Raw genomic sequence first — 24,244 nt, 5'->3', positions numbered from 1 at the left:
GCAGGTTTGGGCGGCGGAACGCGTCAGGCGACTGTCTGCATGGCTCTATCCCTCCGCCGGCATGACCCGGATCAGGTTCGTCGGGTTGGAGAAACTCCTCTCAGCCCCGGATGGGGCACCCCGTGAGATGCCGCAAGCTTAGCCGGATGCGCTCAACGGCGCCATAGGCAAACAACCCGGCCCGTGAGAATGAGCCATGCGCCAGGCGAGCAGGTGGCGATGGCAAACTGCTTGTGGGGGAGATGGCGGTCCACTAGGGTCGCCGAGTTTACTGGCCCCGACATGACGATGAAACCGACCAATCCCATCTTTACCGGCCTTCCAACCACCATCTTCGAGGTGATGTCGGGTCTCGCTCGCGAGACCGGCGCCATCAATCTCGGCCAGGGCTTTCCCGACGTCGACGGTCCGGAAGAGGTGCGCCGCGTCGCGGCCGAGGCTTTTCTTACCGGCCCCAACCAATACCCACCGATGATGGGGTTGCCGGTGCTGCGGCAGGCCGTCGCGGAGATCAACCGACGTTTTCATGGTCTCGACGTCGACTGGCAGACTGAGGTCATGGTGACGTCCGGCGCCACCGAGGCGCTCGCCGATGCCATCCTCGGTCTCGTCCGTCCCGGCGACGAGGTGGTGCTGATCGAACCGCTCTACGACAGCTACCTGCCGATCGTCCGACAGGCTGGCGGCATTCCCAAGCCGGTACGCATCGCGCCCCCCAACTGGGAACTTGACCCGCAGGCGCTCGCGGCCGCCTTTTCGGACCGCACCAAGGCAATCCTGATCAACACGCCGATGAACCCGGCCGGCAAGGTGTTCTCACGGGAAGAGCTTGAGCTGATCGCCGGTCTCTGCCTCGAACATGACGCGGTGGTGATCTCCGACGAAGTCTATGAACACCTTGTGTTCGACGGCAGGCGGCACGTCTCGCCGATGCAGCTTCCCGGCATGCGCGATCGCGTCGTCCGCATCGGTTCGGCCGGCAAGACCTTCTCGCTGACCGGCTGGAAGGTGGGCTATGTGACCGCCGCCCCGGCGTTGATGGAGCCGATCGCCAAGGCGCACCAGTTCATCACTTTCACGACGCCGCCGGCGCTCCAAACGGCCGTGGCGCACGGGCTGTCATTTGGGGACGAGTATTTCGACAGCTTCGTCGCCGGCCTGCAAGCCAAGCGCGACCGCCTCTCGAAGGGGCTTTCGACGCTCGGATTTTCCGTGCTGCCTTCGGCGGGCACATACTTCGTCGTGACCGACACCGGACCGCTCGGCATTGACGATGATGCCGAAGCCTGCCTCAGGATGACGCGCGAGGCCGGGGTTGCCGCGGTGCCGGTTTCCGCTTTCTATGCCTCGGAACCGCCAAAGCGGTATATCCGATTCTGCTTTTCCAAGCGTGACGAGGTTCTGGACGAGGCGGTTGCCCGTCTCGCGGCTTGGATCCACAAACAGGGACGATAGGTTCGATGGAAAATCCGGTTCTGGTCGAGGTAACGCGCGGTTCCATCGTCGAGAGCTTTCACAGGGGATCGGTAGCGATCGTCGACGGCGACGGCCGACTGGTTTTCGGTGTTGGGGACATTGAACGACCCAGCTTCCCGCGCTCGGCGGTGAAGCCGTTCCAGGCACTGCCTTTTGTCGAGAGCGGGGCTGCCGACCGCTTCGGCTTTGGCGACGCAGAACTGGCCCTTTCCATGGCCTCGCACAATGCCGAGGCTCGGCATGTGGAAACCGCCCGGGCGATGCTCGCCGCCGCCGGTCTCGACGAGACCTGTCTTGCCTGCGGCCCTCACTGGCCGGGACGGCATGACGATCAGGGCGAGTTGCATCGGCGGGGCGAGAAGCCGGGACGCATCCACAACAACTGTTCGGGCAAGCATACGGGCTTCCTGTGCACCTGCGTCGTTATCGGTGCCGATCCGCGCGGTTACGAGAAGGCCGAGCATCCGGTGATGCGCGAAGTGATCGCAGCTGGTGCCTCGATGACCGGAACGCCGCATGCGACCGACATCTGCGGCATTGACGGTTGCTCGATCCCCACTTTTGCGGTTGCGCCGCGAGCACTCGCCCACGGATTCGCTCGTTTCGTGACGGGTGTCGGGCTGACGGCGACGCGAGCCCGCGCCGCCGAGCGGTTGAGGCTCGCCGCCGCCGCCGAACCGTTCATGATCGCCGGCACCGGGCGCTTCTGCACCCGGGCGATGACGGCCCTTGGCGACCGCGTGTTGGTGAAGACAGGCGCCGAGGGTGTGTTCATCGGCGCGATCAAGGAACTCGGACTCGGCATCGCGCTCAAGATCGATGACGGCGCCACAAGGGCGTCCGAGGCGGTGATGGCCCGAATTCTGATGGATCTTTTGAAACTCACCCCCGATGATCGGGGTTATGCCGAGATGAAGGCTCTCGTCAGCCCCCCGGTCAAAACCTGGGCGGGCGACACGGTCGGCGAAATCCGCGTCACCGCGGCGCTTGACGGCGTTACCGGCTGAGAGGCGGCATCAAGGCAAACGGAGGACAGCATGGGTGAGGTCGTCAAGCTCGACAAGAAGGCGCGCGAAGCGCGCAAGAAGGCCGAGGCTGCCCGCGCGGCAGGTGATGGCGCATCCGGCACCCGGTCATCACGCGGAGGGCGGCCGATCGCTGCCATAGCAGGTGGCGCGATCCTTGTCCTGATGATCGTGGTAACCTTCTTCCTGTAGTCGAGATCAGGCCGGCTGTGGCAGCGGCTCCGCCGGTTCGCGTTTGCGATCGATGGTAAGGCAGAGAGCCGCCGCCACGAGACAGAAGCTTCCGGCCACCACGAGAGCCGGCACGTAGCTTTCAAGGTCGGTGCGGCTCCAGCCGGCGCCATAGGCGGCGGTGGCCGCTCCGAGCTGATGGCCGGCAAACACCCAACCGAAGATGAGGCCCGCCTTCTCGGCGCCGAAACGCTCGGCCGAGATCTTCACGGTCGGCGGCACCGTCGCCACCCAGTCGAGGCCGTAGAACACGGCAAAGCCGGCAAGCAGAAGCGGATCGAAGCCGGTCAGAGGCAGATAGAGCAGCGACAGCCCGCGCAGGCCGTAATACCAGAACAGCAGCCAGCGATTGTCGTAGCGGTCGGACAGCCAGCCGGACAGCAGCGTGCCGGCGAAATCGAACAGGCCGACGAAGGCCAGGAACCCGGCCGCGCTGACCGGGCGGATACCATAGTCGCCGCAGATCGATACCCAATGCGTCTGGATGAGGCCGTTGGTCGACAGGCCGCAGACGAAGAAAGTCACGAACAGCACCCAGAAGACATAGGAGCGGGCGGCGTCGCGCAAGCCTAGGAGCGGCGCCGACACGAGCGTCAGCAGGCCGACCGTACGGGCCGGCGCGGGCTGGTGTGTGCCGCCCAGAGGCGCGAGACCGACATCGGCCGGCCGGTCGCGCATCAAGACCAGCACGCCGACCAGCGCTACGGCGAGAAGGACCACGACAAGGCCCAGGGCGACCCGCCATCCCCACGCTTCGGTGGCCGCGGCGATCACCGGCAGGAATATGAGCTGTCCGGTGGCGTTGGACGCGGTGAGCAGACCGACGACCAAGCCGCGCCGGCTGACGAACCAGCGGGTTGCCACCGTTGCGCCGAGCACCTGCGCCGTCATGCCGGTGCCGAAGCCGATGACGAGCCCCCAGAACAGCATCAACTGCCAGAGTTCGGTCATGGTGACCGAGAATCCGAAGCCGGCGATAATCAGGAAAAGAGCCGTGACGACCACCCGGCGAACGCCAAAGCGGTTCATCAGCGCCGCCGAGAAGGGACCCATCAGACCGAAGAGGACCAGGCGGACGGCGAAGGCGGTGGAGATATCGGAGTTCTTCCAGCCGAACTCGGTCTCGAGCGGCCGCAGCATGACGCCCGGTGCTCCGAGGGCGCCTGCCGTTGCCAGCATGGTGACGAAGGTGACGGCGGCGACCACCCAGCCATAGTGAATGTTGCGACGGGCAAAGAAGGCCGGGAGGGCGGATGTCGTCATCGGCGGACTTTCGTGAGAAGGAGCGACGGGGACCTAAAGAGCGCCGGAAATAGCCGTAATCGCCTTGATCTGTTCGGGGCCGAGCGCGGCCTCGATCTCGGCCTGCGCCGTCTGCCAGAGAGGCGCGGCGGCGGCAAGACGGCTTCGGCCCGTCTCGGTGAGCGTCAACATGCAGCGCCGGCCGTCGCCACAACTGGTTTCCTCGACGAGCTCGTGCTTTTCCAGAACCTGGGCGTTGCGGCCGATGGTGGATCGGTCGAGATCGCAGGCGGCGGCGAGTTCGGAAATCGAAAGTTCCCCGGCACGATCGATCTTCTTCAGGAGCTTGTACTGGGCAAGCGTCAGCCCGACCTCGGCGAGGTGCCGGTCGTATATGGCGGTCGTCTTGCGCGCCGCGGTTCTAAGGAGATCGCAATAGCAGGATGAGTCCATGAAGAGGGTATATACCCCTATCTGCTTTCCCGCAATCCCGGTGACCGGCTGGTGAGTAGCGGGTGGGCGAGGGGTGGAGCCCCTGTCCGGTGCAATGACTTCCGCGTCATGAATGCCAACCTTTGAAGATGAGCATGCACGTGTGGGCTACATTGGCAACGTTGGGGCTCCTATGGTTGTCGGTAGGGTCAAGTATAGGCGAAAGGACTTATTGACGGCCAATGTAACCGGTTACATCATACCGTTCGGGCAGTGAGGGCCCATGGGATCGTATCGCGCCTCGGCGGTGCCTTGGGTGACGATCCCGGAGGAAACGACAGCAACGACATGGACCGACGGGCCGGAGAACCGGTTCGCGGCGCGTCAGGGAGGCGACAATGAAATCAGTTCTGTTGGCGGCAGGAATCGCCGTGGCTGCGGTCAGTGCAGCGTCGGCGGCCGAGACTTTCACCATCGGCCTTTCAAATGGCTGGGTCGGCAGCGAGTGGCGCACCCAGATGATCGAGGAGGCGCAGGCCGCCGCCAAGGCGTGGGCCGACAAGGGCGTCACCGTCAATGTCGTCGTGCAGTCGGCCAACGTCGACGTGCAGGGCCAGATCGGCAACGTCCGCAACTTCATCAACCAGGGCGTCGACGCCATCATCATCAACCCGAACAGCCCGACGGCGTTCGACCCGATCTTCGCCCAGGCCAAGGCGAAGGGCATCCTGGTGGTCGCGACCGACGCCGAGGTTTCGTCGAAGGATGCCATCTACGTCGGTATCGACCAGAAGGGCTGGGCGATGAAGTCAGCCGAATGGCTGGCCGACACGCTGGGCGGCAAGGGCAATGTCGTCACTATCAATGGCGTTGCCGGTCATCCGGCCAACCAGATGCGCGTCGAGGGCTATACCGAAGTCTTCAAGAAATTCCCCGACATCAAGATCCTCAACGAGGCCAACGCCAACTGGGATCAGGCGCAGGGCCAGCAGACCGCGCAGACGCTGCTCGCCACCTATCCCGACATCAACGGCATCTGGGTGCAGGACGGCATGGCGGCCGGCACGTGGCGCGCCATCATGGCCGCCGGCAAGCAGAAGTCGATCGTTGCCACCGGCGAGATCCGCAAGGACTTCATGGATCTCTGGTCGAAGGAAGGCCTGACGTCCGGCGCTTCCGTCAATCCGCCGGGCGTGATGGCCTCGGCGCTCAACGTCGCGGTCCTGAAGCTGCAGGGCAAGGAGTTCAAGGACGGCGTCTTCGGCGGTGTCTATGGCAACGCCATCTACATCCCGATTCCCTTCGTCTCCAACGACAACCTGGCTGAGAAGCTGAAGGAAGCCGAAGGAAAGCCGGGCTACTGGTCGGTAACCGACGTCGTGTCGATCGACGACGCAGCCAAGTTCTTCAAGTAAACTCCTGAGCGGGCCGGCCCTTCTTCCTCCCGGACCGGCCCGTCCTTTTCGCTTCGTCCGACGCGCGTGGTTCTGCGTGCGACGGATGCCTGTTGCCGATCCGATCCGGATGCGTCCGATGCAACCTATTCTTCGAGCCTGCGACATATCCAAGAGCTTTGGCGCCGTACACGCGCTCGACAAGGCTCGCCTGACGGTGGAGCGCGGCGAGATTCATGCGTTGCTCGGCGCCAACGGCTGCGGCAAGTCGACGCTCTGCAAGATCATCGCCGGCACGGTCGGTCTCGATGCCGGCGAGGTGCTGATCGACGGACAGTTGGCGGCGCTCGGTTCACCGCATCTCGCCGAAGAGCAAGGCGTGGCGCTGTTCTATCAGGAGCTTTCGCTGGTGCCGCAGCTTTCGCTGGGCGAGAACATCTTTCTCGGACGTGAACCACGCGATCGCCTTGGCTTCACCGACCGCGCCGCCATCCAGCGCCAAACCGAGGCGTTGATCGACCGCGTCGCAGCGGTGGCCGGCAAGGGTTTTACGCCTGACGCCCGTGTTTTCGACCTCTCTCCGGACCAACGCCAGCTGGCCGAAATCCTCAAGGTTCTGGCGCGCAAGCCGAAGATCATCATCTTCGACGAGGCGACGGCAACCCTCGATCGCCGGCAAGTCGAGGTGTTCTTCGATATCCTGCGCGTGCTCAAGGCCGAGGGCGTCTCCTCCATTTTCATCTCGCACCGCATGGACGAGGTTTTCGCCATCGCCGACCGCATCACCGTGATGCGCAACGGCGAGACCGTGGCCGAGTTCGCCGCCGCCGAAACCGATCGCTATGCGGTGGTCTATGCCATGGTCGGCGAGACCGGCGCCATCGCTGCGTCCGTTCGTGATCACAAGCCGCTCGAGGGCGATGCTCGCCTCGCGGTGAAGGACGTCCGGGCGGCCCGACTGGGGCCGGTCTCGTTCACGGCTCAGCGCGGGGAAATCCTCGGGCTTGGAGGACTGCAGGGGCAAGGGCAGAAAGCGTTGCTCGCCGGCCTCTTCGGCGCCGAGCCGTTCCAGGGCGGCTCCGTGAGCCTTGATGGCGTCGATGTCACGGCCCGTCGGCCTGCCGACGCAATGGCCCGTCGTATCGCCTATGTTTCGGGTGATCGCGGTCGTGACAGCGCCTTGCCCGGCCGCTCGATCCTGGAGAACACCGCGATAGCAAGCCTGGTGCGCGAGCGACGGCATGTCGTGCCCGGGGCGGTTTTCCGCGAGCGCTTTACCGAGGTACTGGCCGGGCTCAATACCCGCTACGCCGGTCTCGATGCGCCGATCGGCTCGCTCAGCGGCGGCAACCAGCAAAAGGTGTTCATCTCGCGCTGGCTGTCGCCGGCTCCAGGCCTTCTGTTGCTGGACGACCCGACCAAGGGGATCGATCTCGGCGCCAAGGGCGACTTCTATCTCCTCGCACGCAAGCTGGCCGACGAAGGAGCGACCGTGATCATCTACTCCTCCGAAGACAGCGAACTGCTTTCCCTGTGCGATCGGGTGCTGGTGTTGAACGGCGGCGCCATCACTGCCGATCTCGTCGGCGACCGACTGACGCCCTTCGAACTGACGCGCGCTTCCTACGGAGACGCGGCATGACGGGGCTCAACAAACTCGGCGGCCGCACCTGGGTCGTGACGGCGGCGGCGCTGATTGTTCTCCTCGTCATCAACGCCGTGCTCCAGCCCAACTTCCTGGAACCCTCGGTCGTCCAGTCGAACCTCACCACCTTCCTGCCGCTGGTTCTGGTGGCGATTGGGCAGACCTACGTCATTCTGGGCGGCGACATCGACTTGTCAGTTGGCGCCATCGTTGCGCTGGTCAATGTCGTGACCGTCACGGTGATCGCCGGGCTCGGGGGCGATGGCACAGCCGTCGTCATCGGCCTTGTGGCCGGCATGGGTGTCGGCGCAACCTGTGGCCTCGTCAACGGCCTGATCATCGCTGGCCTGCGCTTCCAGCCGATCGTCACCACGTTTGCAACGTCGATCGTCTTCTCGGGTCTTGCGCTCTGGGTCCTGCCGCAGGCGGGCATGCCGGTACCCGAACCCTACTGGCGCACCTATGCCGGCTCGATCCTCGGCGTTCCTACCGTGTACGTCATTTACGTCGTCGCCTTTCTGATCGCCGCCGTCCTGGCCACGCGGCCGTTCGCGACCCGCCTCAAGGCGGTTGGTGGCCTCAGGACCGCCGCCTTCCAGACCGGCCTCGAACTCGGACGTCTACGGGTTTCGGCTTTCATGCTGTCTGGCCTGTTTGGCGCCTTTGCCAGCCTCTGCCTTACCGGCGAAACGGCGAGCGGCGATCCGCTCATGGGGCAGACGCTGGCCATGTCGGCGATTTCGGCCGTGGTGCTGGGAGGGACGGCGCTTGCCGGCGGCGTCGGCGGCACGCTCGGTTCGGTGCTCGGCGCCTGGGTAATCGGCATGATCGGTTCGGTCATCTTCTTTGCCGGGCTGCCGTTCGAATACCAGACCCTTGTCCAGGGTCTCATCATTCTCGCCGCTCTGGCCGGCGGCGTCCTCGTCACCCGGCGCTGAGGAGGAAGAGCCATGAGCCGCTTCGTCGACCTCGCGAAAAACCCGCTGTTGATCTCCTCGGTCGCCATCCTCGCCCTGCTGATCCTCGGCGAGCTGGTGTCGCCCGGCTTTGCGCGCGGCGACCAGATCGTCCGCCTTCTGACCGTTTCCGCCATTCTCGGCATTGCCGCAGCCGGGCAGAACCTCGTCATTCTCGGCGGGCGCGAGGGCATCGATCTTTCCATCGGTGCCGTCATCTCTCTCGGCGCGGTCATCGCCGGCAACGTGATGAACGGGTCCGACGCGGCCATCCCATTGGCTTTCGCAGCCGCCTGTTTTGCCGGCTTCATGATCGGGACCGTCAACGGCCTCGGCGTTACCTATCTGCGCATTCCGCCTCTGGTCATGACGCTGGGCATGATGGGCGTCATCCAGGGTGGCCTTGTCGTGTTGTCGCGCGGCGTGCCATCCGGCAACGCGGCCCCGGCGCTGATGGCCTTCGTCAACCGCTCGGCCTTCCTCGGCATTCCGGGCATCCTGTTTGTCTGGGCGGCGATCGTCGTGCTGATGGCGCTCATGCTGAAGCGGACGCGCTTCGGCTGGTCAATCTACGCCATCGGGTCCAATGAGAACGCGGCCATTCTGACCGGCCTGCCGGCCCGCCGCATTCGCGTGCTGCTCTATGGCCTTGCCGGTCTTTTCGGCGGGTTCACCGGCGTCTGCGTCATCGGCTACACCGGCAACTCGTTCATCAGCGTCGGCGACCAGTATGTGCTGCCGTCGGTGATCGCCGTGGTGATCGGCGGGACTTCGCTCGCGGGCGGCGCCGGCTCCTATACCGGGACGGCTCTCGGCGCCATCGCGCTCATCCTGCTGCAAAGCGTGCTCACCACGCTCAACCTGGAGTTCTGGGGACGGCAGGTGATCTTCGGTGGAACGCTGCTACTGCTGATGCTGCTTTACGGGCGGCAGGCGCGGCTGAGGGTCTGATCGCCATGTCGGGATCCGCCAATATTCGCGATGTCGCGGCCATGGCCGGCGTTTCGGTGGCGACTGTGTCGCGCACCCTCAAGAACCCGGATCTCGTGCGGCCGGAAACGCGCGAGACCGTGCTGCGCTGCGTTGCGGCGCTCGGCTTCGTGCCGAACGCTCAGGCGCGCCACTTCCGCCGCCAGGCCACCGACACGGTGATCCTGCTGGTGCGCGACATTTCCAACCCGTTCTATCTCGACGTCTTCAAAGGGGTGGAGGATGTCGCCTCGTCGGCAGGCTACAAGGTGCTGATGGGGGATGCGCGCTCCGATCCGGCCCGCGTGCACCATTACATCGACATGGTTCGCGAACGGCACGCCGACGGGCTCATCCTGATGACCGGATCGATGCCGGTGGAGCTTGAGGATGCCGGTCTGCCGCCGATGGTGGTGGCGCTCGAGTATCTGCCCACCCGCAAGCTGCCGACGGTGCTGATCGACAACGAAGGCGCGGCGGCCCTGGCGACCCGGCATCTTCTCGATCTCGGTCACACGGCGATCGCCCATCTCAGCGGTCCGGTGCCGGAGGTGATGAGCGTCGCCCGCGTTGCCGGTTGGCGCAAGACCTTGTCCGAGGCGGGCTTTCCGCCCGACGAGCGGCTCGAAGTACGCGGCGACTACAGCCTCGCCTCGGGCGAGGCGGCAGTCGACGAACTCTATGGTCGCGGCGTTTCCTTCTCGGCCATCTTCGCCTCCAACGACGAAATGGCCGTTGGCGCCATCAACCGTCTCAGGGAACGAGGCATCTCCGTGCCCGGTGACGTTTCGGTGGTCGGCTTCGACGACACGATCTTCGCCGTTGCCTGCAACCCGCCGCTGACCACCGTTCGGCAGCCGCAGCGCGAAATCGGCGTCGAAGTCATGCGCCTGATGATCGAGAGATTGGCGGGCGGTCTCGCTTCGGATGCCCAAGTGGTCATGCCGACAGAACTTGTCGTTCGGTCGTCGACCGCTCCCGTCAAACAGGGCGGCCGGATGGCCGCTGGACAATGATAGAAGACTGGGAGGACCAGACATGACGACCGATTTCCCGCGCCAGACCCTCCGCATCGGCTTCGTGGGCAGTGGCTTCATCGCCCATTTCCATCTGAAGTCGCTCGTCGGCGTCCGTAACGTCGAGGTCACCGGCGTCTATTCGCCGACCGAAGGAAAGCGCCGGGCCTTCGCCGAGGCGGTGGGCGATCTCGATCTCGGCACATGCACTGCCCATCCGACGCTGGAAGCGTTGCTGACGGCGCCGGACGTCGATGCCATCTGGGTGCTGTCGCCGAATTACACCCGTCTCGACGTGATGCGGACACTGCACGATCTCAAGACGGCCGGCCGCTCGACCGTCTACGCCGTCGCTTGCGAGAAGCCACTTGCCCGCACGCTCCGCGAGGCGCGCGAGATGCTGCGGCTCGTCGAGGACGCCAAACTCATTCACGGATACCTTGAAAATCAGGTTTTCTCGACGGCGGTCCTTCGGGGCAAGGACATCATCTGGCGTCGCGCCGTGCCATCCGCCGGCCGTCCCTATCTGGCGCGCGCCGCGGAAGAGCATGCCGGCCCGCACGAGCCCTGGTTCTGGAAGGGCGATCAGCAAGGGGGCGGGGTGTTGCTCGACATGATGTGTCACTCCGTCGAGGTGGCGCGTTTCCTGCTGACGCGACCGGACGCGCCGCGTTCCTCGCTCAAGCTGAAGTCGGCGACGGGCGCGATTGCCTCTCTCAAGTGGACGCGGCCGAACTACGCGGCCGAGCTCAAGGAGCGCATGGGGCCGACCGTTGACTATGCCCGTCGTGCCAGCGAGGACTTTGCGCGCGGTATGATCACGCTTGAGGATGATCTCGGACAGGAGGTCATCATCGAGGCCACGACCTCGTGGGCCTATGTCGGCGCCGGCCTGCGTATCCAGCTCGAACTGCTTGGCCCGGAGTATGCGCTTGAGTTCTCCTCGCTCAACACCGGCCTCAAAGTGTTCATGTCGCGCCGGGTCCGCGGCAGCGAGGGCGAAGATCTGGTCGAGAAACAGAATGCCGAGCAGGGATTGATGCCGGTGCTGGAGGATGAGGCCGGTATCTACGGTTACACCGACGAGAACCGGCACATGGTCGAACGCTTCCGCAAGGGGCAGGCGCCCGACGAAACCTTCGCCGACGGTGTGGCGGTGATCGAGATGCTGATGGCTCTCTACAAGTCGGCCGAAGAGGGACGCACGGTCTATTTCGACCGCGAGGACCTTTCCGATTTCGTGCCGGCGGTCGGCCGGCCCGAGTAAGCGGCTGCTATGCCTCCTGCGCTAGAAACTCCTGGCGCAGGAGGCCATAGCAAACCGATCCGGTGACGGAGCCGTCGGGATGGCGCTTGTCGGCGCGCACGTGCCCTTCCTGACGCATGCCGAGTCGTTCGGCGATGCGCCGGCTGGCAATGTTGGTGTCGTCGCACCAGATCCCGACGCGCTGGGCGCCGCATTCGCCAAAGAGAGATACGACCGTGGCCGTCGCGGCCTCACGGATGTAGCCCTGTCTCACATGGGCTTCGTCGCAGAAGTAGCCGACTAGGTAGCCGGGCAAATCGGCATTGCTGACCCCGACATAGATCTGCCCGACAAAAACGCCATCATGGCGCCGGAAGACGCCAAGAAAGGCAGCCCGACCCGCCTGTGCCTCCTCGTCGAAGTCGCGAATGGCGGCCGCGGCGTCGGCTTCCGTTGCGATCTTCATCGCGGCGTTGTCTCGCTCGTGGCGCGACAGGTGCTCGCGGTTGCGTTTTGCCATGGCTGCGTACCAGCCGGCATCGTCCGTGGTGTAGCGACGAAGGATGAGACGTTCGGTGGTAAGACTGACGGGAAGGGCGGGCATCGGAGGGAGCTCATTCTAAAGTCATTATCGCTCAGGACTGGACCTCCGTTCCGACGCCGTCAATTGTCGTGTTTCTCCTGACACATTGCGCGTATAGGCCACTCGTGAGTTTACGGGCCATTGCTTTCGCAAGAAATCGGTGCGTTGCCAGCAATGGTTACACTTTTCAACCTCTTTTGATTTGCGGGCTGGAGCGGAAGCAGTCCAAATCGCAACGGTTCGAAATAGGGATAGTCAGTGCAGCCATGATTTTGCGCGCGGATACGATGGTCAGCGGTTCTTCCTCCCTCCGTCGCGCAGTGGGGATCACCGTCCCCCTTCTCGGCCTGCTTTTGGCGGGCTGCGCCGTCGGTCCCGATTATATGATGCCTCGACTTGCGCTGCCGGCGAGCTGGAGTTCTTCCGGTGCCGAGACGCCGGCGAGGCCGGTCGAACTCGGGCGCTGGTGGGAGCGTCTCGGCGACAAGGAGCTCAACGCACTGGTCGAGGAAGCTGTCGCAGGCAATCTCGACGTTGCAGCCGCCAAGGCCAAGATTCGCGCGGCACGTGCCACGGAACGGCAGACGAATGCTGCACTGGCACCATCCGCCGATGCTTCTTCCTCGGCCTCGCGCCAGAGGTCGCAGGGCGACGTTGGCAACCAGTTCAAGGGGGGCTTCGATGCGTCATGGGAGCTCGATCTGTTCGGCGCCAATGCGCGATCGTCGGAAGCGGCGAGTTACGGTCGTCAGGCGGCCGACGAGGATCTCAACTCGGTTCTCCTGACGCTGGTCGGCGACGTCGCCTCCAACTACGTGGCGGCGCGCGGTTATCAGGCGCGCATGGCGCTGGCGAGACAGACTGCCGCCTCGCAACGCGAAACGGCAGGGCTCACCCGGAAGAAGTTCGAGGCGGGTTCGGCTTCGGCGGTCGATGTCTCCAACGCCGAGGGGCAGGCGGCGAGCACGGAGGCCAAGCTGCCTGACCTGCAGACGGCCTATTCCGAAGCCGTCCATCGCCTGGCGGTTCTGACCGGCCGCGTCCCGTCGGAGCTCGACGCCCGCATGAAGCGGGGCGGAGCCATCCCGAGGCCGCGCCAGCCCGTGCCGACCGGATTGCCCGCCGATCTTCTCTCCAACCGGCCCGACATCCGCAAGGCCGAACGTGAGTATGCGCAGGCAACTGCCAAGATCGGCGCCGCCGCCGCCGCTCGTTATCCCTCCGTCAGTCTGTCCGGCGCCATCGCAACGACGGCAACCAGCGTCGGCGACCTCGGCAAGTCTTCGTCGATCTCCTGGAGCCTGGGGCCATCCCTGTCGGTGCCGATCTTCAATGCCGGCAAGCTTGCCGCCGCGCAGGAAGCGGCCGAGGCCACCCGCGACCAGTATTTCGTCGCCTACAAGGCGGCCGTGCTCGGGGCGCTGGAAGATGTCGAGAACGCCATCGTCGCCTTCCGGCAGGAGCGCATCAAGTACGGCCGTCTGGCCGCCGCCACGCAGGCCTATCGCAAGGCGTCCGAGCTGGCGCAGTCGCTCTATCAGTCGGGTTCTTCAAGCTTCCTCGACGTGCTCGATGCCGAGCGGTCGCTTTACTCTGCCGAAGACTCCTTGCTCACCAGCACGGTTGCCATTGCCGACAACTACATTGCCCTCAACAAGGCGCTTGGCGGGGGGTGGGACGGAGCGGTCGATGCGTCAAAACCGGAAGTGGTGGACACCAACACCGGCCCGCGTCTGCGCAGGGTGGCCGCCAACTGATCCAATGGCCTTGGGCCGCGAACCGGCGCTTCCCCGGTAGACCCGTGAAACGATGTCCTCTTTTGCGTCCGTCAAACTCAACATCCTAAGCCTGACCCTTATTCTTGCCGCCCTCACGGCTTTTGCACCGCTTTCGACCGACATGTATCTCGCGAGCTTTTCCAGCCTCGCCGAGACTTTCGGCACCGACGAGGGCAGGGTGCAGCTTTCGCTGTCCGTGTTCTTTTTCGGTCTGTCGGTCGGTCAGCTCATCTACGGTCCCCTGGTCGATCGCTTCGGTCGCAAGCCGCCTCTGATCGCCGGTCTCGTGATCTTCACCTTGGCCTCGGCCGCCATTGTCGTCGCGCCGACCGTCGAGAGCTTCATCGCCCTGCGCCTCTGTCAGGCACTCGGCGGCTGCGCCGGCATGGTGGTGAGCCGCGCCATCGTCGCCGACCTGTTCGACGAGCATGGAAGCGCCCGCTTTCTGTCGCAGATGATGCTGGTGCAAGGCCTTGCCCCGATCGTCGCGCCGCTTCTCGGGGGATATATCCTGGCCGTGGCGCCATGGGAGGCGATCTTCGTCGTCCTGACGCTGTTCGGCGTCGGTTGCCTCGTGGCCACGTTGCGTGGGCTGCCGGAAACACTGCCGCCGGACCGGCGACATGCTGTGGGCATCGCCGGGATTGGTCGCGCCTTTGGCGAAGTCATTGCCAACCGTGCCTTCATGGCCCCAGCGCTGTCCGGTGCTTTCGCAGCTGCCTGCATCTTTGCCTTCATCACCGGATCCCCGTTCGTCTACATGCATCTGCATGACGTCGACCAGCAGCACTATGGCTGGTTGTTCGGGCTCAACGCTTGCGGCATGATTGTCGCTTCTCAGCTCAACCGATTGCTGCTGAGGTGGTTTTCGACGCGGAAGGTCATGGCCGGCGCACTTGCCTTCAACGTCGCGATGGGCATCATTCTCGTCGCCCTGGCTGCGGAGGTGCCGCTGCCGATGCTCGTCGCACTTCTGATGCTCTGTCTGTCGACAGGACCTTTGATCGGCGCCAACTCGACGGCGATCGCCATGAGTCACGTGGGCGCCCATCGCGGAACGGCATCGTCGGTTCTCGGCGTCATGCAGTTTGCCGTCGCCAGCCTTGCCAGCGCCGCCGTCGGGCTGCTGCACAATGGAACCGTCTATCCGATGGTGGGTATCATTCTCGCCGGAGGGGTCCTTGCCTCGTTGGCCTACTACATGGGGCGCCACGCATGACTGCCGCACCGCGCAAACGCAAGAACCGTCGCGGTCTGATCCTGCTGATGGCGCTCGTCGTCCTCGGCGTTGGCGCCTATGTCCTCAGGAGTTCCTATTACGCGACTCCGGCCGTCACTATGATGACCGCAACCGTTTCGCGGGGCAGCGTCGAGGAGACCGTACTGGCAACGGGTCAGGTGCGACCGGTGAAGCTGGTCGCGGTCGGCGCGCAGGTGTCGGGCCGCATAACCTCGCTCGAGGTTGCTCTCGGCGATCGGGTGAAGGCCGGCGATCTCATCGCCGAAATCGACTCGGTGACACAGCAGAACGACCTCAAGAAAGCCCGGGCGTCGCTTGCCAGCGTTCGCGCCCAACGATCCGAGAAGGAGGCGTCGCTTTTGCTGGCCCAGCAGACTATGGAACGCCAACAAACCATGGTCAGTCAGAACGCCATCGCTCGGGCCGATCTCGAGAGCGCGGAGGCGACCGTCAAGACGACGGAGGCCCAGATCGCCGCCCTCGATGCCGAAATCCAGTCCTCGGAGGTGGCGGTGGAGACGGCAGAGGCCAACCTCGGCTACACCCGCATCACTGCTCCGATCGACGGCACGGTTCTCGCCGTGGTCAGCCAGGCCGGACAGACCGTCAATGCCGCCCAGTCGGCGCCGACGATCGTCGTGCTGGGGCAGCTCGACACCATGACGGTGCGGGCCGAGATATCGGAGGCCGACGTCGTGCATGTGGCGCCGGGCCAGAAGGTCTACTTCACCATCATCGGCGATCCCGAACGTCGTTATGATGCGACGCTCGAAAGCATCGACCCCGCCCCGGAGTCGATCCGCACCGACGCGGACATCACGTCGTCGAGTTCCTCGTCGTCATCAAGTTCGTCGTCTTCCGCCATCTACTACTACGGCAACTTCAGCGTTCCCAATCCCGACGGGCGTCTCCGGACCTACATGACCGCCGAGGTGAATATCGTGCTCGGACGTGCCGAGAACGTGCTGACCGTGCCGGCCGCCGCGCTGGGCACGCGCGGTTCCGATGGAAGCTATCGGGTCAGGGTGCTGAATGCCGACGGCAGTACGACCGAGCGGCGGGTGGAAGTCGGTCTCAACGACAAGGTCACCGCCGAGGTGAAGTCCGGACTTGCCGAGGGCGACAAGGTGGTGACCGGTGAAATGACGGCTGCCCAACGGGCAGCGGCCTCGTCATCGCTCCGGCTCGGGCGTGGCGGCGGTGGACCGCCGCCAGGGATGTGAGCCATGGCCGAACTCATCCGCCTGGAAAAGCTTCGGCGTGATTTTCCCTCGGGCGACGGCACGATCACCGTGCTGAAGGACCTCGATCTCGTGATTGAGGCGGGCGAGATGGTGGCCATCGTCGGCGCGTCGGGTTCCGGCAAGTCGACGCTGATGAACATCCTTGGCTGCCTCGACCGGGCGACGGCCGGCAGCTATCGCATCTCGGGCCGTGAGACCGCCTTGCTGGAGCCGGATGAACTCGCCGCTCTCCGGCGCGAGCATTTCGGCTTCATTTTCCAGCGCTATCACCTGCTGGGCGAACTCGATGCGCTCGCCAACGTGGAGATCCCGGCCATCTACGCCGGAATGCCTCCACGCGATCGACGGGCACGAGCGGAACAACTGCTCGACCGGCTCGGCATGAGCGACCGCACGGATCACCGTCCGGGGCAGCTTTCCGGCGGTCAGCAGCAGCGCGTCTCCATCGCCCGTGCCCTGATGAACGGCGCCAACGTCATCCTGGCCGACGAGCCGACCGGCGCCCTCGACAAGCATTCAGGCGAAGAGGTGCTGCGCATCCTCGAGGAGTTGAACGCCGAGGGCAAGACGATCATCATCGTCACCCATGACATGAATGTCGCAAGCCGCGCCCGCCGCATCATCGAGATTTCCGACGGCGTCATTCTGAACGATCGGAAGAGCGAGACGACGGAGGAGCGCGCGCCTGCGGCTGCTCCCACGCCGCAGGGGGAGCGCCCAAGACGCGGTGGCTATTTCCGCTCGGTGGTCGATCGCTTCAAGGAAGCGTTGCGCATGGCCGTGCTGGCCATGGCGGCTCATCGGCTCAGGACTTTTCTCACCATGCTCGGCATCATCATCGGCATCGCGTCGGTGGTGTCCGTCGTGGCGATCGGGCAGGGCACGCAACAGCAGGTGCTCGCGAATATTTCCAGTTTGGGCACCAACACGCTGGAGATTTTCGCCGGCCGCAACTTCGGCGATACCCGTTCCAGCAAGATCACCACGCTGGTCGTTTCCGATGCAGAGGCGCTGGCACGGCAGAGCTATGTGGCGGCCGTAACGCCGACCGTCTCCACAAGCGAGACGTTGCGCGTCGGCTCTCTGGAGGCCAATGCGCTCGTCAACGGCGTCGGCGAGCAATATTTCGCCGCGCGCGGTACCAAGCTGGCGGAGGGCAGTTTCTTCGATGCCCGGTCGGTGCGCAACCGGGCGGTGGACGTTGTCATCGACGAGAACACTCTCAAGACGCTGTTCGCCGACAGCCAGGCATCGCCGGTGGGGCAGGTGCTGCTGATCGGCAATGTGCCGGCTCGCATCGTCGGTGTCACCCAGCCGCAGCAGGGCGGCTTCGGTTCCAGCCAGAATCTCTCGGTCTATCTACCCTACACCACGGTGCAGACGCGCTTTCTCGGCAACATGTCGCTGCGATCGATCACTGTCCGCGTCGCCGACGACGTCGATACCAGCCTGGCCGAGCAGGACGTCACGCGCTTTCTGACGCAACGACATGGCAGCCAGGACTTCTTCATTCTCAACACCGACGACATTCGCCAGACGATCACCTCGACCACGCAGATGCTGACGCTGCTGATCGCGGCCATTGCCGTCATCTCGCTTGTGGTCGGCGGTATCGGGGTGATGAACATCATGCTCGTTTCGGTATCGGAGCGGGTGAGCGAGATCGGCGTTCGCATGGCCGTTGGTGCGCGACAGGGCGACATCCTCCAACAGTTTCTGATCGAAGCCGTTTTGGTGTGCCTGATCGGCGGTCTCTTGGGCATAGGCGCCGCCTTCGGCATCGGCCAACTCGTGAAGCTCATTTCCAGCGACTTTGCGCTGATCTACTCGACCACATCGATTGTGGCCGCCTGCCTTTGCTCTACACTGATCGGCGTGGTGTTCGGCTTTCTGCCGGCCCGCAACGCTTCACAGCTGGATCCGGTGGTCGCATTGTCGCGCGACTGACGATCCCTACAAGACCCTCGAAGATTTCGCGCATAAAGCCGGTCCGGTTTGCCTCTTGCCATCCGTAAATCAGTCGATTGACTGAATTGGTGTTAGGTGTAGATTGGTGGCATGACAAAGCCCCCATCAACCGATATCGCCCGTAACGACGGGACCCGCGAAAAGCTCCTTCTCGCCGCGCTCAACCTGTTCGGCCAGTATGGCTTCGAGGGCGTTTCAACCCGCAAGCTTGCCGAGCTGGCAGGCGTCAACCTTCAGGCGATCAACTACTATTTCGGCAACAAGCGTGGCCTCTACAATGCCGTTGCCGACTACCTGATCGAGCGGTTGCAGGTGCGCATCGGCGAACGTCGGAAGATGGTGCTGGGCCGCTTCGCCGAAGCTCAGTTCGGCGGGCGGCCGATCGACGTCGAAGAGGCGCGCGCCATTCTGACTACGCTCGGCGAAGCCATGTTGACGCTGTTCGCCGAAGATGAGTCGGCCGTGTGGGTCCGCTACATGGTTCGCGAGCAGGCCGAGCCGACCGAGGCCTACGATCGAATCTACACGGGGTTCATGCAGCCGATGCTGACGGCCGTGCGCCATCTCGTCGGCATCCTCCTCGAAGCCGATCCCAACTCCGAGCGCGTGCGATTGCGGACGCTGTCTCTGGTCGGCTCGCTGATCGTCTATCGCGTCGGGCGGGCAACCATCCTTCGCGAGATGGAGTGGTCGGCAGTCGGTTCGAAGGAAACCGCCGCGATCCGCAGTATCGCCGGCGAACTCGTCGCCGGCATTCATCCCACCGGGGAAAGTGCAACATGAACAAGATCGTCCCCGTCGTCCTGCTTCTCGCGGCCGCTGGCGCCGGTGCCGCCTGGTACCTTGGCGTGCCGCAGCGCTACGGCTATTTTGCCCCAGCGCCGCCGACGCAAGTGATCTATGGCAATGTCGACATCCGTCAGGTGTCGCTCGGTTTCCGTGTAGCCGGCCGGCTCGCTGCCGTGGTGGTGGAGGAGGGCGACGTTGTGAAGACCGGCGACGTTCTGGCTCGTCTGGATTCCGGCCCTTACGAGATCTCCGTTCGAGCTGCCGAGGAAAACGTTGCGGCACTTAAGGCGACGCTCGACAAGCTCAAGGCCGGCGCCCGTCCTTCGGAAATTGCCAAGGCGCGGGCCGCCTACGAGGAGCAGGTTGCAAGTCTCGCCAACGCCGAGCTGGCTCTGTCCCGCGCCGACCAACTGCGCAGCCAGGGTACCGTTGCCCAAGCCAGCCTCGACACGGCGACCGCCGCCAAGGACATGGCCAGCGCCCGTGTCGCCAGCGCCAAGGCGGCGCTTTCGCTCATCGAGGAGGGGAGCCGGACGGAAGATGTCGCGGCCGCCGAGGCTCAGCTTCGCGCCGCCGAGGCGCAGCTCGACGCCGCCCGCACGTCGCTTGCCGACACCGAACTGAAGGCGCCCGCCGACGGCGTGATCCTGTCGCGCGTCAGCGAGCCGGGCGCCATCGTCGCCTCCTCTACCAATGTTCTGGTTCTGGCGCTGACCGAACCGGTCTGGGTCCGCGCTTACGTTTCGGAACCGGATCTCGGCCGTGTTCATCCCGGACTGAAGGTCAAAGTCACGTCCGACAGCATGACCGGCGCCGGCTATGAAGGACAGGTCGGGTTCATTTCGCCGGTGGCGGAGTTCACGCCGAAGGCGGTCGAGACGCCGGACCTGCGTACCGATCTCGTCTATCGTCTTCGCGTCATCGTCGAGCATCCGGGCAAGGATTTGCGGCAGGGCATGCCGGTGACCGTTCACCTGCCGCCCGCCCCGAGCGAGGCAAAATGAGCACCGCCGCGGAAGGCCAGCCCGTCCTTGTCCGTCTCGAAGGGGTCGTCAAACGGTTCGGCGCCGGCGCGCCGGCGCTCGATGACGTGTCGGGCGATATTCATGGCGGCGAGATTACCGGCCTCGTAGGCCCTGACGGGGCTGGTAAAACAACGCTCATCCGCCTGATGACGGGCCTGATGCAACCGGAAGCGGGCCGTATCGCCGTACTTGGGCATGACGCGCGCGCCGAGGCGCCGGCCATACAGGCGGCGATCGGTTACATGCCGCAACGCTTCGGTCTCTACGAAGACCTGTCGGTTCAGGAGAATCTCGACCTCTATGCCGATATGCGCGGCCTGCCGCACCGCGAGCGACCTGGTGTTTTCGATGAGTTGCTGACCTTCACGGATCTCAAACGCTTTACCGGTCGCCTTGCCGGCAAACTTTCCGGCGGCATGAAGCAGAAGCTCGGCCTCGCCTGTGCCTTGATCCGCAAGCCACGCCTCCTGCTGCTCGACGAGCCGGGAGTCGGCGTCGACCCGATCTCGCGGCGCGAACTGTGGAAGATGGTCGAGAACCTGACCGCCGAGGGTATCGGCGTCGTCTGGTCGACCGCCTATCTCGACGAGGCTGAAGCTTGTGATCGCGTTCTGTTGATGAATGCAGGCAAGTTGCTCTATGCCGGCACGCCGTCCGGCCTCACGGATCGCGTAGAGGGCAGGGTGCAGCGCCTGACCGGCATTGAGGGTAGTCGTCGCCGGCTGTTGGCTCGGCTGCTCGAAGAGGACAAGGTGGTCGATGGCGTGATTCAAGGCGAGGCGATCCGCTTGGTCCTGGCCGCCGAGGGCGACGCCGAAGAGATCGCGAAAACCGCGGGCCTTGGGTCCGCCCGCCTCGGCTCCACCGCGCCGCGCTTCGAGGACGCCTTTGTCGACATGCTGGGCGGAGGTCCCGGCGGCCGCTCGGCGCTGGCCGACGCGCAGGCACTACGCCCCACCGGCGACGGTCGACCGGTGATCGAAGCGCGCGGGCTGACCAAGCGTTTCGGCGACTTCACCGCCGCCGACCGCATCACCTTCGATATTCCTCGTGGCCAGATCTTCGGCTTGCTCGGACCCAACGGCGCCGGCAAGTCCACCACCTTCAAGATGCTGTGCGGCCTTTTGAAGCCGTCGGAGGGCGAGGGCAGGGTTGCCGGCTTCGATCTTCGCAAGGACGCGGCCGAGGCGCGTAACCGCTTGGGCTACATGGCGCAGAAGTTCTCGCTCTACGGCGATCTCTCGGCTGTTCAGAACCTGGACTTCTTCGCTGGCGTCTACGGCCTTTCGGGCGCGCGCCGGCGCGAGCGCATTGCCATGATGCTGGACATCTTCGATCTGGGGCCGCACGCGACCATGTCGGCCAAGGATCTGCCGCTCGGTCTCAAGCAGCGTCTCGCACTCGCCGCCGCCGTCATGCACGAGCCGGAAGCCTTATTTCTCGACGAGCCGACTTCGGGCGTCGACCCCATCACCCGCCGCGAGTTCTGGACCCACATCAACGGGCTTGTCGAGAAGGGCGTGACGGTCCTCGTCACCACCCATTTCATGGACGAGGCCGAGTATTGCGACCGCATCTCGCTCATCTATCGGGGCAAGTCGATCGCGCTCGGTTCGCCCGATGAGCTCAAGCTCCAGGTAGCAGGGCCAGACCGGCCCGATCCTACCATGGAGGACGCGTTCATCGCCCTGATCGAAGAGAGCGAGAGGGAGGCCTCGGCATGAACGCTCTTCGTCGAGGGCGAGCCCCCCGCGTTCTGGCGCTTGTTCGCAAGGAGAGTTTCCAGATCATTCGGGATCCGTCCAGCATCCTGATTGCTCTCGTATTGCCACTCATCCTGCTGTTTCTCTTCGGCTACGGGGTATCGCTCGACACGACCCGCACCAGGGTCGGACTCGTGCTTGAAGAAACGACCCCGGTCACTCTCGATCTCGCGGCAAGCTTCCAGAACTCCCGCTATTTCGCCGTGACCATCGGTCGTGATCGGCGCGAGTTCACCTCGGATCTCGTTCAGAGCCGTATCGGCGGCATTCTCGTCATTCCCAGCGGCTTCACCGCCGATCTCTCGGCCACCCGCCATCCCGCAGTGCAGGTGATCGTGGATGGCGCCGATCCCAACACGGCCAACTTCGTGCAGAACTACGCGGCCGGCACCGTCTCCAACTGGGAGGCGCAAAGAGCGGCTGAGCGGGCGCTCACGGCGACGCCGCTCTCCATCCAGCAGCGCTTCTGGTTCAATCCCGAACTCAAGAGCCGCAACTTTCTTGTCCCCGGGTCGATCACCATCGTCATGACGTTGGTGGGCACACTGCTCACCTCGATGGTGATCGCTCGCGAATGGGAGCGCGGCACCATGGAAGCGATGATGGCGACGCCGGTCACCGCCTGGGAGCTGCTCGCTGGCAAGATCGTGCCCTATTTTCTGTTGGGCCTTGCCTCGATGACACTCTGCGTCGTTCTCGCGGTATTTCTGTTCGGCGTTCCGTTTCGAGGGTCCGTCCTGGCGCTTTATGCGCTGTCGGCCGCCTTCCTCATGCCGGCACTGGGGCAGGGGTTCCTGATATCGGCGGTCACCAAGAACCAGTTTCTCGCCTCGCAACTGGCGCTTCTGTCCGGCTTCCTGCCGAGCTTTCTCTTGTCGGGGTTCATCTTCGAGATCAACTCGATGCCGCTTGTGATCCAGTACGTCTCGATGATCGTGCCGGCCCGCTACCTGATCCCCAGCCTTCAGTCGGTGTTCCTGGCCGGCGACATCTGGCCGATGTTTCTTCGCGCCATCCTGATCCTGATCGGCTTCGGTCTCGTTCTCTTCGCCGTTGCTATTCGCAAGACCGCCAAGAGGATTTCCTGACGATGGAACTGACCCGCCTCCTTGCGCTCGTCCGGAAGGAGTTCCTCGCTCTCTTTCGCGATCCGAAAAGCCGGATGATCCTGATCGCGCCGCCGGTTCTTCAGCTACTGGTGTTTTCCTACGCGGCGACGCTGGAGGTCCGGAACGTCGACGTGATGGTGCTCAACCGCGATGCCGGTCACTGGGGGAGCGAGCTGACGAGCCGCATCGAGGCTTCGCCTCAGTTTCGTCTCGTCCGGCGGACCGACAACCCCGAGGAGCTTCGCGAGGCGATCGACCGCGAGCGGGTGATCGCGGCCGTCGAGATCGGCGCCGATTTCTCGCGCAACATCGAGGCAGGCGAGACCGCCGACGTCGCCATCATTCTCGACGGCCGCCGCTCCAATGCCTCGCAGATCGTATCCGGCTACATCTCGTCGATCGCCACCGGGCTTGCCGCGGATACGCCGGCCGGCCAGCGGCTTGCCTCGGTCAGGGTTGGGACCGTCGCGCGCAACTGGTTCAATCCCAACCTGGACTTCAAGTGGTTCATGGTGCCGGGCCTCGTTGCCTCGATCGCCATGTTGGTGGGCCTGTTGGTCACGGCTTTGTCCATCGCTCGCGAGCGCGAACTCGGTACCTTCGATCAACTGATGGTCTCACCGCTCCGGACGCACGAGATCCTGGTCGGCAAGGTCATTCCGCCGATCCTGATCGGCTTCCTGCACATCACCCTCTTCGTGCTCGCGGCCGTCTGGATCTTCGGCATACCGTTGCGCGGATCGGTCGTCGCCCTCTACGTCGCCGCTTTCTTCTATCTGATCTCGCTGGTCGGCTTCGGTCTGTTCATTTCGGCGCTGGCGGCGACGCAGCAGCAGGCGATCCTCGGCGCCTTTCTTTTTCTGGCGCCCGCCATGCTGCTTTCGGGCTTTGCGACGCCCATCGCCAACATGCCCGAGTGGCTTCAGATACTTACCTACGTCAATCCGCTCCGCTACTTCCTGGTCATCGTGCGTGGCGTGTTCCTGAAGGATATCCCGATCGCCGAGATCGTCGTCGAGACGGTGCCGATGGCGCTGATTGCCTGCGTGACCCTGCCGACCGCGGGCTGGTTGTTCCGTCGCCGGCTGGAATGAGCAAAAGAAAACGGCGGCC

The 24,244-nt window shown here is 64.4% G+C and carries 21 protein-coding genes and 1 riboswitch; of the genes, 18 read left to right on the top strand and 3 right to left on the bottom strand.

Annotated features, from left to right (window positions below; translation table 11 throughout):
* Window positions 1-30: 30 nt before the first annotated feature.
* Window positions 31-133: riboswitch (TPP riboswitch) on the bottom strand.
* A 155-nt stretch (window positions 134-288) separates the two neighbouring features.
* From M4J39_RS02920 to M4J39_RS02910, 3 genes are read left to right on the top strand one after another with little or no spacing between them, the layout of a single operon-like run.
* Window positions 289-1,455, top strand: coding sequence for an aminotransferase (locus M4J39_RS02920; protein WP_251726297.1), 1,167 nt, complete (start codon window positions 289-291; stop codon window positions 1,453-1,455).
* Window positions 1,456-1,460: 5 nt separating this feature from the next.
* Window positions 1,461-2,483 (top strand): asparaginase, encoded by a 1,023-nt coding sequence (locus M4J39_RS02915; protein ID WP_251726296.1) that lies wholly within the window; start codon window positions 1,461-1,463, stop codon window positions 2,481-2,483.
* 30 nt (window positions 2,484-2,513) lie between these two features.
* Window positions 2,514-2,693, top strand: a complete 180-nt coding sequence (locus M4J39_RS02910) for a hypothetical protein (RefSeq protein ID WP_251726295.1) — start codon at window positions 2,514-2,516, stop codon at window positions 2,691-2,693.
* Between the two features lie 6 nt (window positions 2,694-2,699).
* On the opposite strand, the gene M4J39_RS02905 is transcribed toward M4J39_RS02910, so the two are convergent.
* Window positions 2,700-3,995, bottom strand: a complete 1,296-nt coding sequence (locus tag M4J39_RS02905; RefSeq protein WP_251726294.1) for an MFS transporter — start codon at window positions 3,993-3,995, stop codon at window positions 2,700-2,702.
* A gap of 33 nt (window positions 3,996-4,028) precedes the next feature.
* Window positions 4,029-4,427: a MarR family winged helix-turn-helix transcriptional regulator gene (locus tag M4J39_RS02900; protein WP_251726293.1), complete on the bottom strand. Its 399-nt coding sequence runs from the start codon at window positions 4,425-4,427 to the stop codon at window positions 4,029-4,031.
* Window positions 4,428-4,804: 377 nt separating this feature from the next.
* On the opposite strand from M4J39_RS02900, the gene M4J39_RS02895 reads away from it, so the two are divergent.
* The 6 genes from M4J39_RS02895 to M4J39_RS02870 all read left to right on the top strand — a co-directional run bounded on the left by M4J39_RS02895 (window position 4,805) and on the right by M4J39_RS02870 (window position 11,653).
* Window positions 4,805-5,821 (top strand): substrate-binding domain-containing protein, encoded by a 1,017-nt coding sequence (locus tag M4J39_RS02895; RefSeq protein ID WP_251726292.1) that lies wholly within the window; start codon window positions 4,805-4,807, stop codon window positions 5,819-5,821.
* Window positions 5,822-5,939: 118 nt separating this feature from the next.
* Window positions 5,940-7,442 (top strand): sugar ABC transporter ATP-binding protein, encoded by a 1,503-nt coding sequence (locus tag M4J39_RS02890; protein ID WP_251726291.1) that lies wholly within the window; start codon window positions 5,940-5,942, stop codon window positions 7,440-7,442.
* Window positions 7,439-8,383 carry an ABC transporter permease gene (locus M4J39_RS02885; RefSeq protein ID WP_251726290.1) on the top strand — a complete coding sequence of 315 codons (945 nt, stop codon included), beginning with the start codon at window positions 7,439-7,441 and terminating at the stop codon, window positions 8,381-8,383. Before M4J39_RS02890 ends, M4J39_RS02885 begins: the two co-directional genes overlap by 4 nt.
* 12 nt (window positions 8,384-8,395) lie before the next feature.
* Window positions 8,396-9,352, top strand: a complete 957-nt coding sequence (locus M4J39_RS02880; RefSeq protein ID WP_251726289.1) for an ABC transporter permease — start codon at window positions 8,396-8,398, stop codon at window positions 9,350-9,352.
* 5 nt (window positions 9,353-9,357) lie between these two features.
* Window positions 9,358-10,386 carry a LacI family DNA-binding transcriptional regulator gene (locus M4J39_RS02875; protein WP_251726288.1) on the top strand — a complete coding sequence of 343 codons (1,029 nt, stop codon included), beginning with the start codon at window positions 9,358-9,360 and terminating at the stop codon, window positions 10,384-10,386.
* A 22-nt stretch (window positions 10,387-10,408) separates the two neighbouring features.
* On the top strand, window positions 10,409-11,653 hold the full coding sequence (locus M4J39_RS02870; RefSeq protein ID WP_251726287.1) for a Gfo/Idh/MocA family protein: 1,245 nt from the start codon (window positions 10,409-10,411) through the stop codon (window positions 11,651-11,653).
* Between the two features lie 7 nt (window positions 11,654-11,660).
* Here M4J39_RS02870 and M4J39_RS02865 read toward each other — a convergent pair whose 3' ends face one another.
* Complete coding sequence (locus tag M4J39_RS02865; protein WP_251726286.1) at window positions 11,661-12,236, bottom strand: GNAT family N-acetyltransferase; 576 nt, start codon at window positions 12,234-12,236, stop codon at window positions 11,661-11,663.
* A gap of 245 nt (window positions 12,237-12,481) precedes the next feature.
* Here M4J39_RS02865 and M4J39_RS02860 point away from each other — a divergent pair, with 245 nt between their 5' ends.
* From M4J39_RS02860 to M4J39_RS02820, 9 genes are all read left to right on the top strand, one after another.
* Entirely contained in the window at window positions 12,482-13,972 is a 1,491-nt protein-coding gene (locus tag M4J39_RS02860) for an efflux transporter outer membrane subunit (RefSeq protein ID WP_371875371.1), read from the top strand.
* A 52-nt stretch (window positions 13,973-14,024) separates the two neighbouring features.
* Window positions 14,025-15,212, top strand: a complete 1,188-nt coding sequence (locus M4J39_RS02855; protein WP_251726284.1) for a multidrug effflux MFS transporter — start codon at window positions 14,025-14,027, stop codon at window positions 15,210-15,212.
* On the top strand, window positions 15,209-16,456 hold the full coding sequence (locus tag M4J39_RS02850) for an efflux RND transporter periplasmic adaptor subunit (protein ID WP_251726283.1): 1,248 nt from the start codon (window positions 15,209-15,211) through the stop codon (window positions 16,454-16,456). Before M4J39_RS02855 ends, M4J39_RS02850 begins: the two co-directional genes overlap by 4 nt.
* A gap of 3 nt (window positions 16,457-16,459) precedes the next feature.
* Complete coding sequence (locus M4J39_RS02845; RefSeq protein ID WP_251726282.1) at window positions 16,460-18,424, top strand: MacB family efflux pump subunit; 1,965 nt, start codon at window positions 16,460-16,462, stop codon at window positions 18,422-18,424.
* A 111-nt stretch (window positions 18,425-18,535) separates the two neighbouring features.
* Window positions 18,536-19,228, top strand: a complete 693-nt coding sequence (locus M4J39_RS02840; protein WP_251726281.1) for a CerR family C-terminal domain-containing protein — start codon at window positions 18,536-18,538, stop codon at window positions 19,226-19,228.
* Window positions 19,225-20,238 carry a secretion protein HlyD gene (hlyD, locus tag M4J39_RS02835; RefSeq protein WP_251726280.1) on the top strand — a complete coding sequence of 338 codons (1,014 nt, stop codon included), beginning with the start codon at window positions 19,225-19,227 and terminating at the stop codon, window positions 20,236-20,238. The genes M4J39_RS02840 and hlyD overlap by 4 nt, the downstream gene beginning before the upstream one ends.
* Window positions 20,235-21,983, top strand: a complete 1,749-nt coding sequence (locus M4J39_RS02830; RefSeq protein ID WP_251726279.1) for an ATP-binding cassette domain-containing protein — start codon at window positions 20,235-20,237, stop codon at window positions 21,981-21,983. The genes hlyD and M4J39_RS02830 overlap by 4 nt, the downstream gene beginning before the upstream one ends.
* A complete protein-coding gene (locus M4J39_RS02825) occupies window positions 21,980-23,110 on the top strand; it encodes an ABC transporter permease (protein ID WP_251726278.1) in 1,131 nt (376 codons plus the stop codon). Before M4J39_RS02830 ends, M4J39_RS02825 begins: the two co-directional genes overlap by 4 nt.
* A 2-nt stretch (window positions 23,111-23,112) precedes the next feature.
* Entirely contained in the window at window positions 23,113-24,225 is a 1,113-nt protein-coding gene (locus tag M4J39_RS02820) for an ABC transporter permease (RefSeq protein ID WP_251726277.1), read from the top strand.
* Window positions 24,226-24,244: the final 19 nt, after the last annotated feature.

The organism is Pleomorphomonas sp. NRK KF1 (genome assembly GCF_023721755.1).
Lineage (GTDB): Bacteria > Pseudomonadota > Alphaproteobacteria > Rhizobiales > Pleomorphomonadaceae > Pleomorphomonas.
Note: the sequence above shows the minus strand (reverse complement) of the source record. Positions and strands in the feature narration are given on the sequence as shown.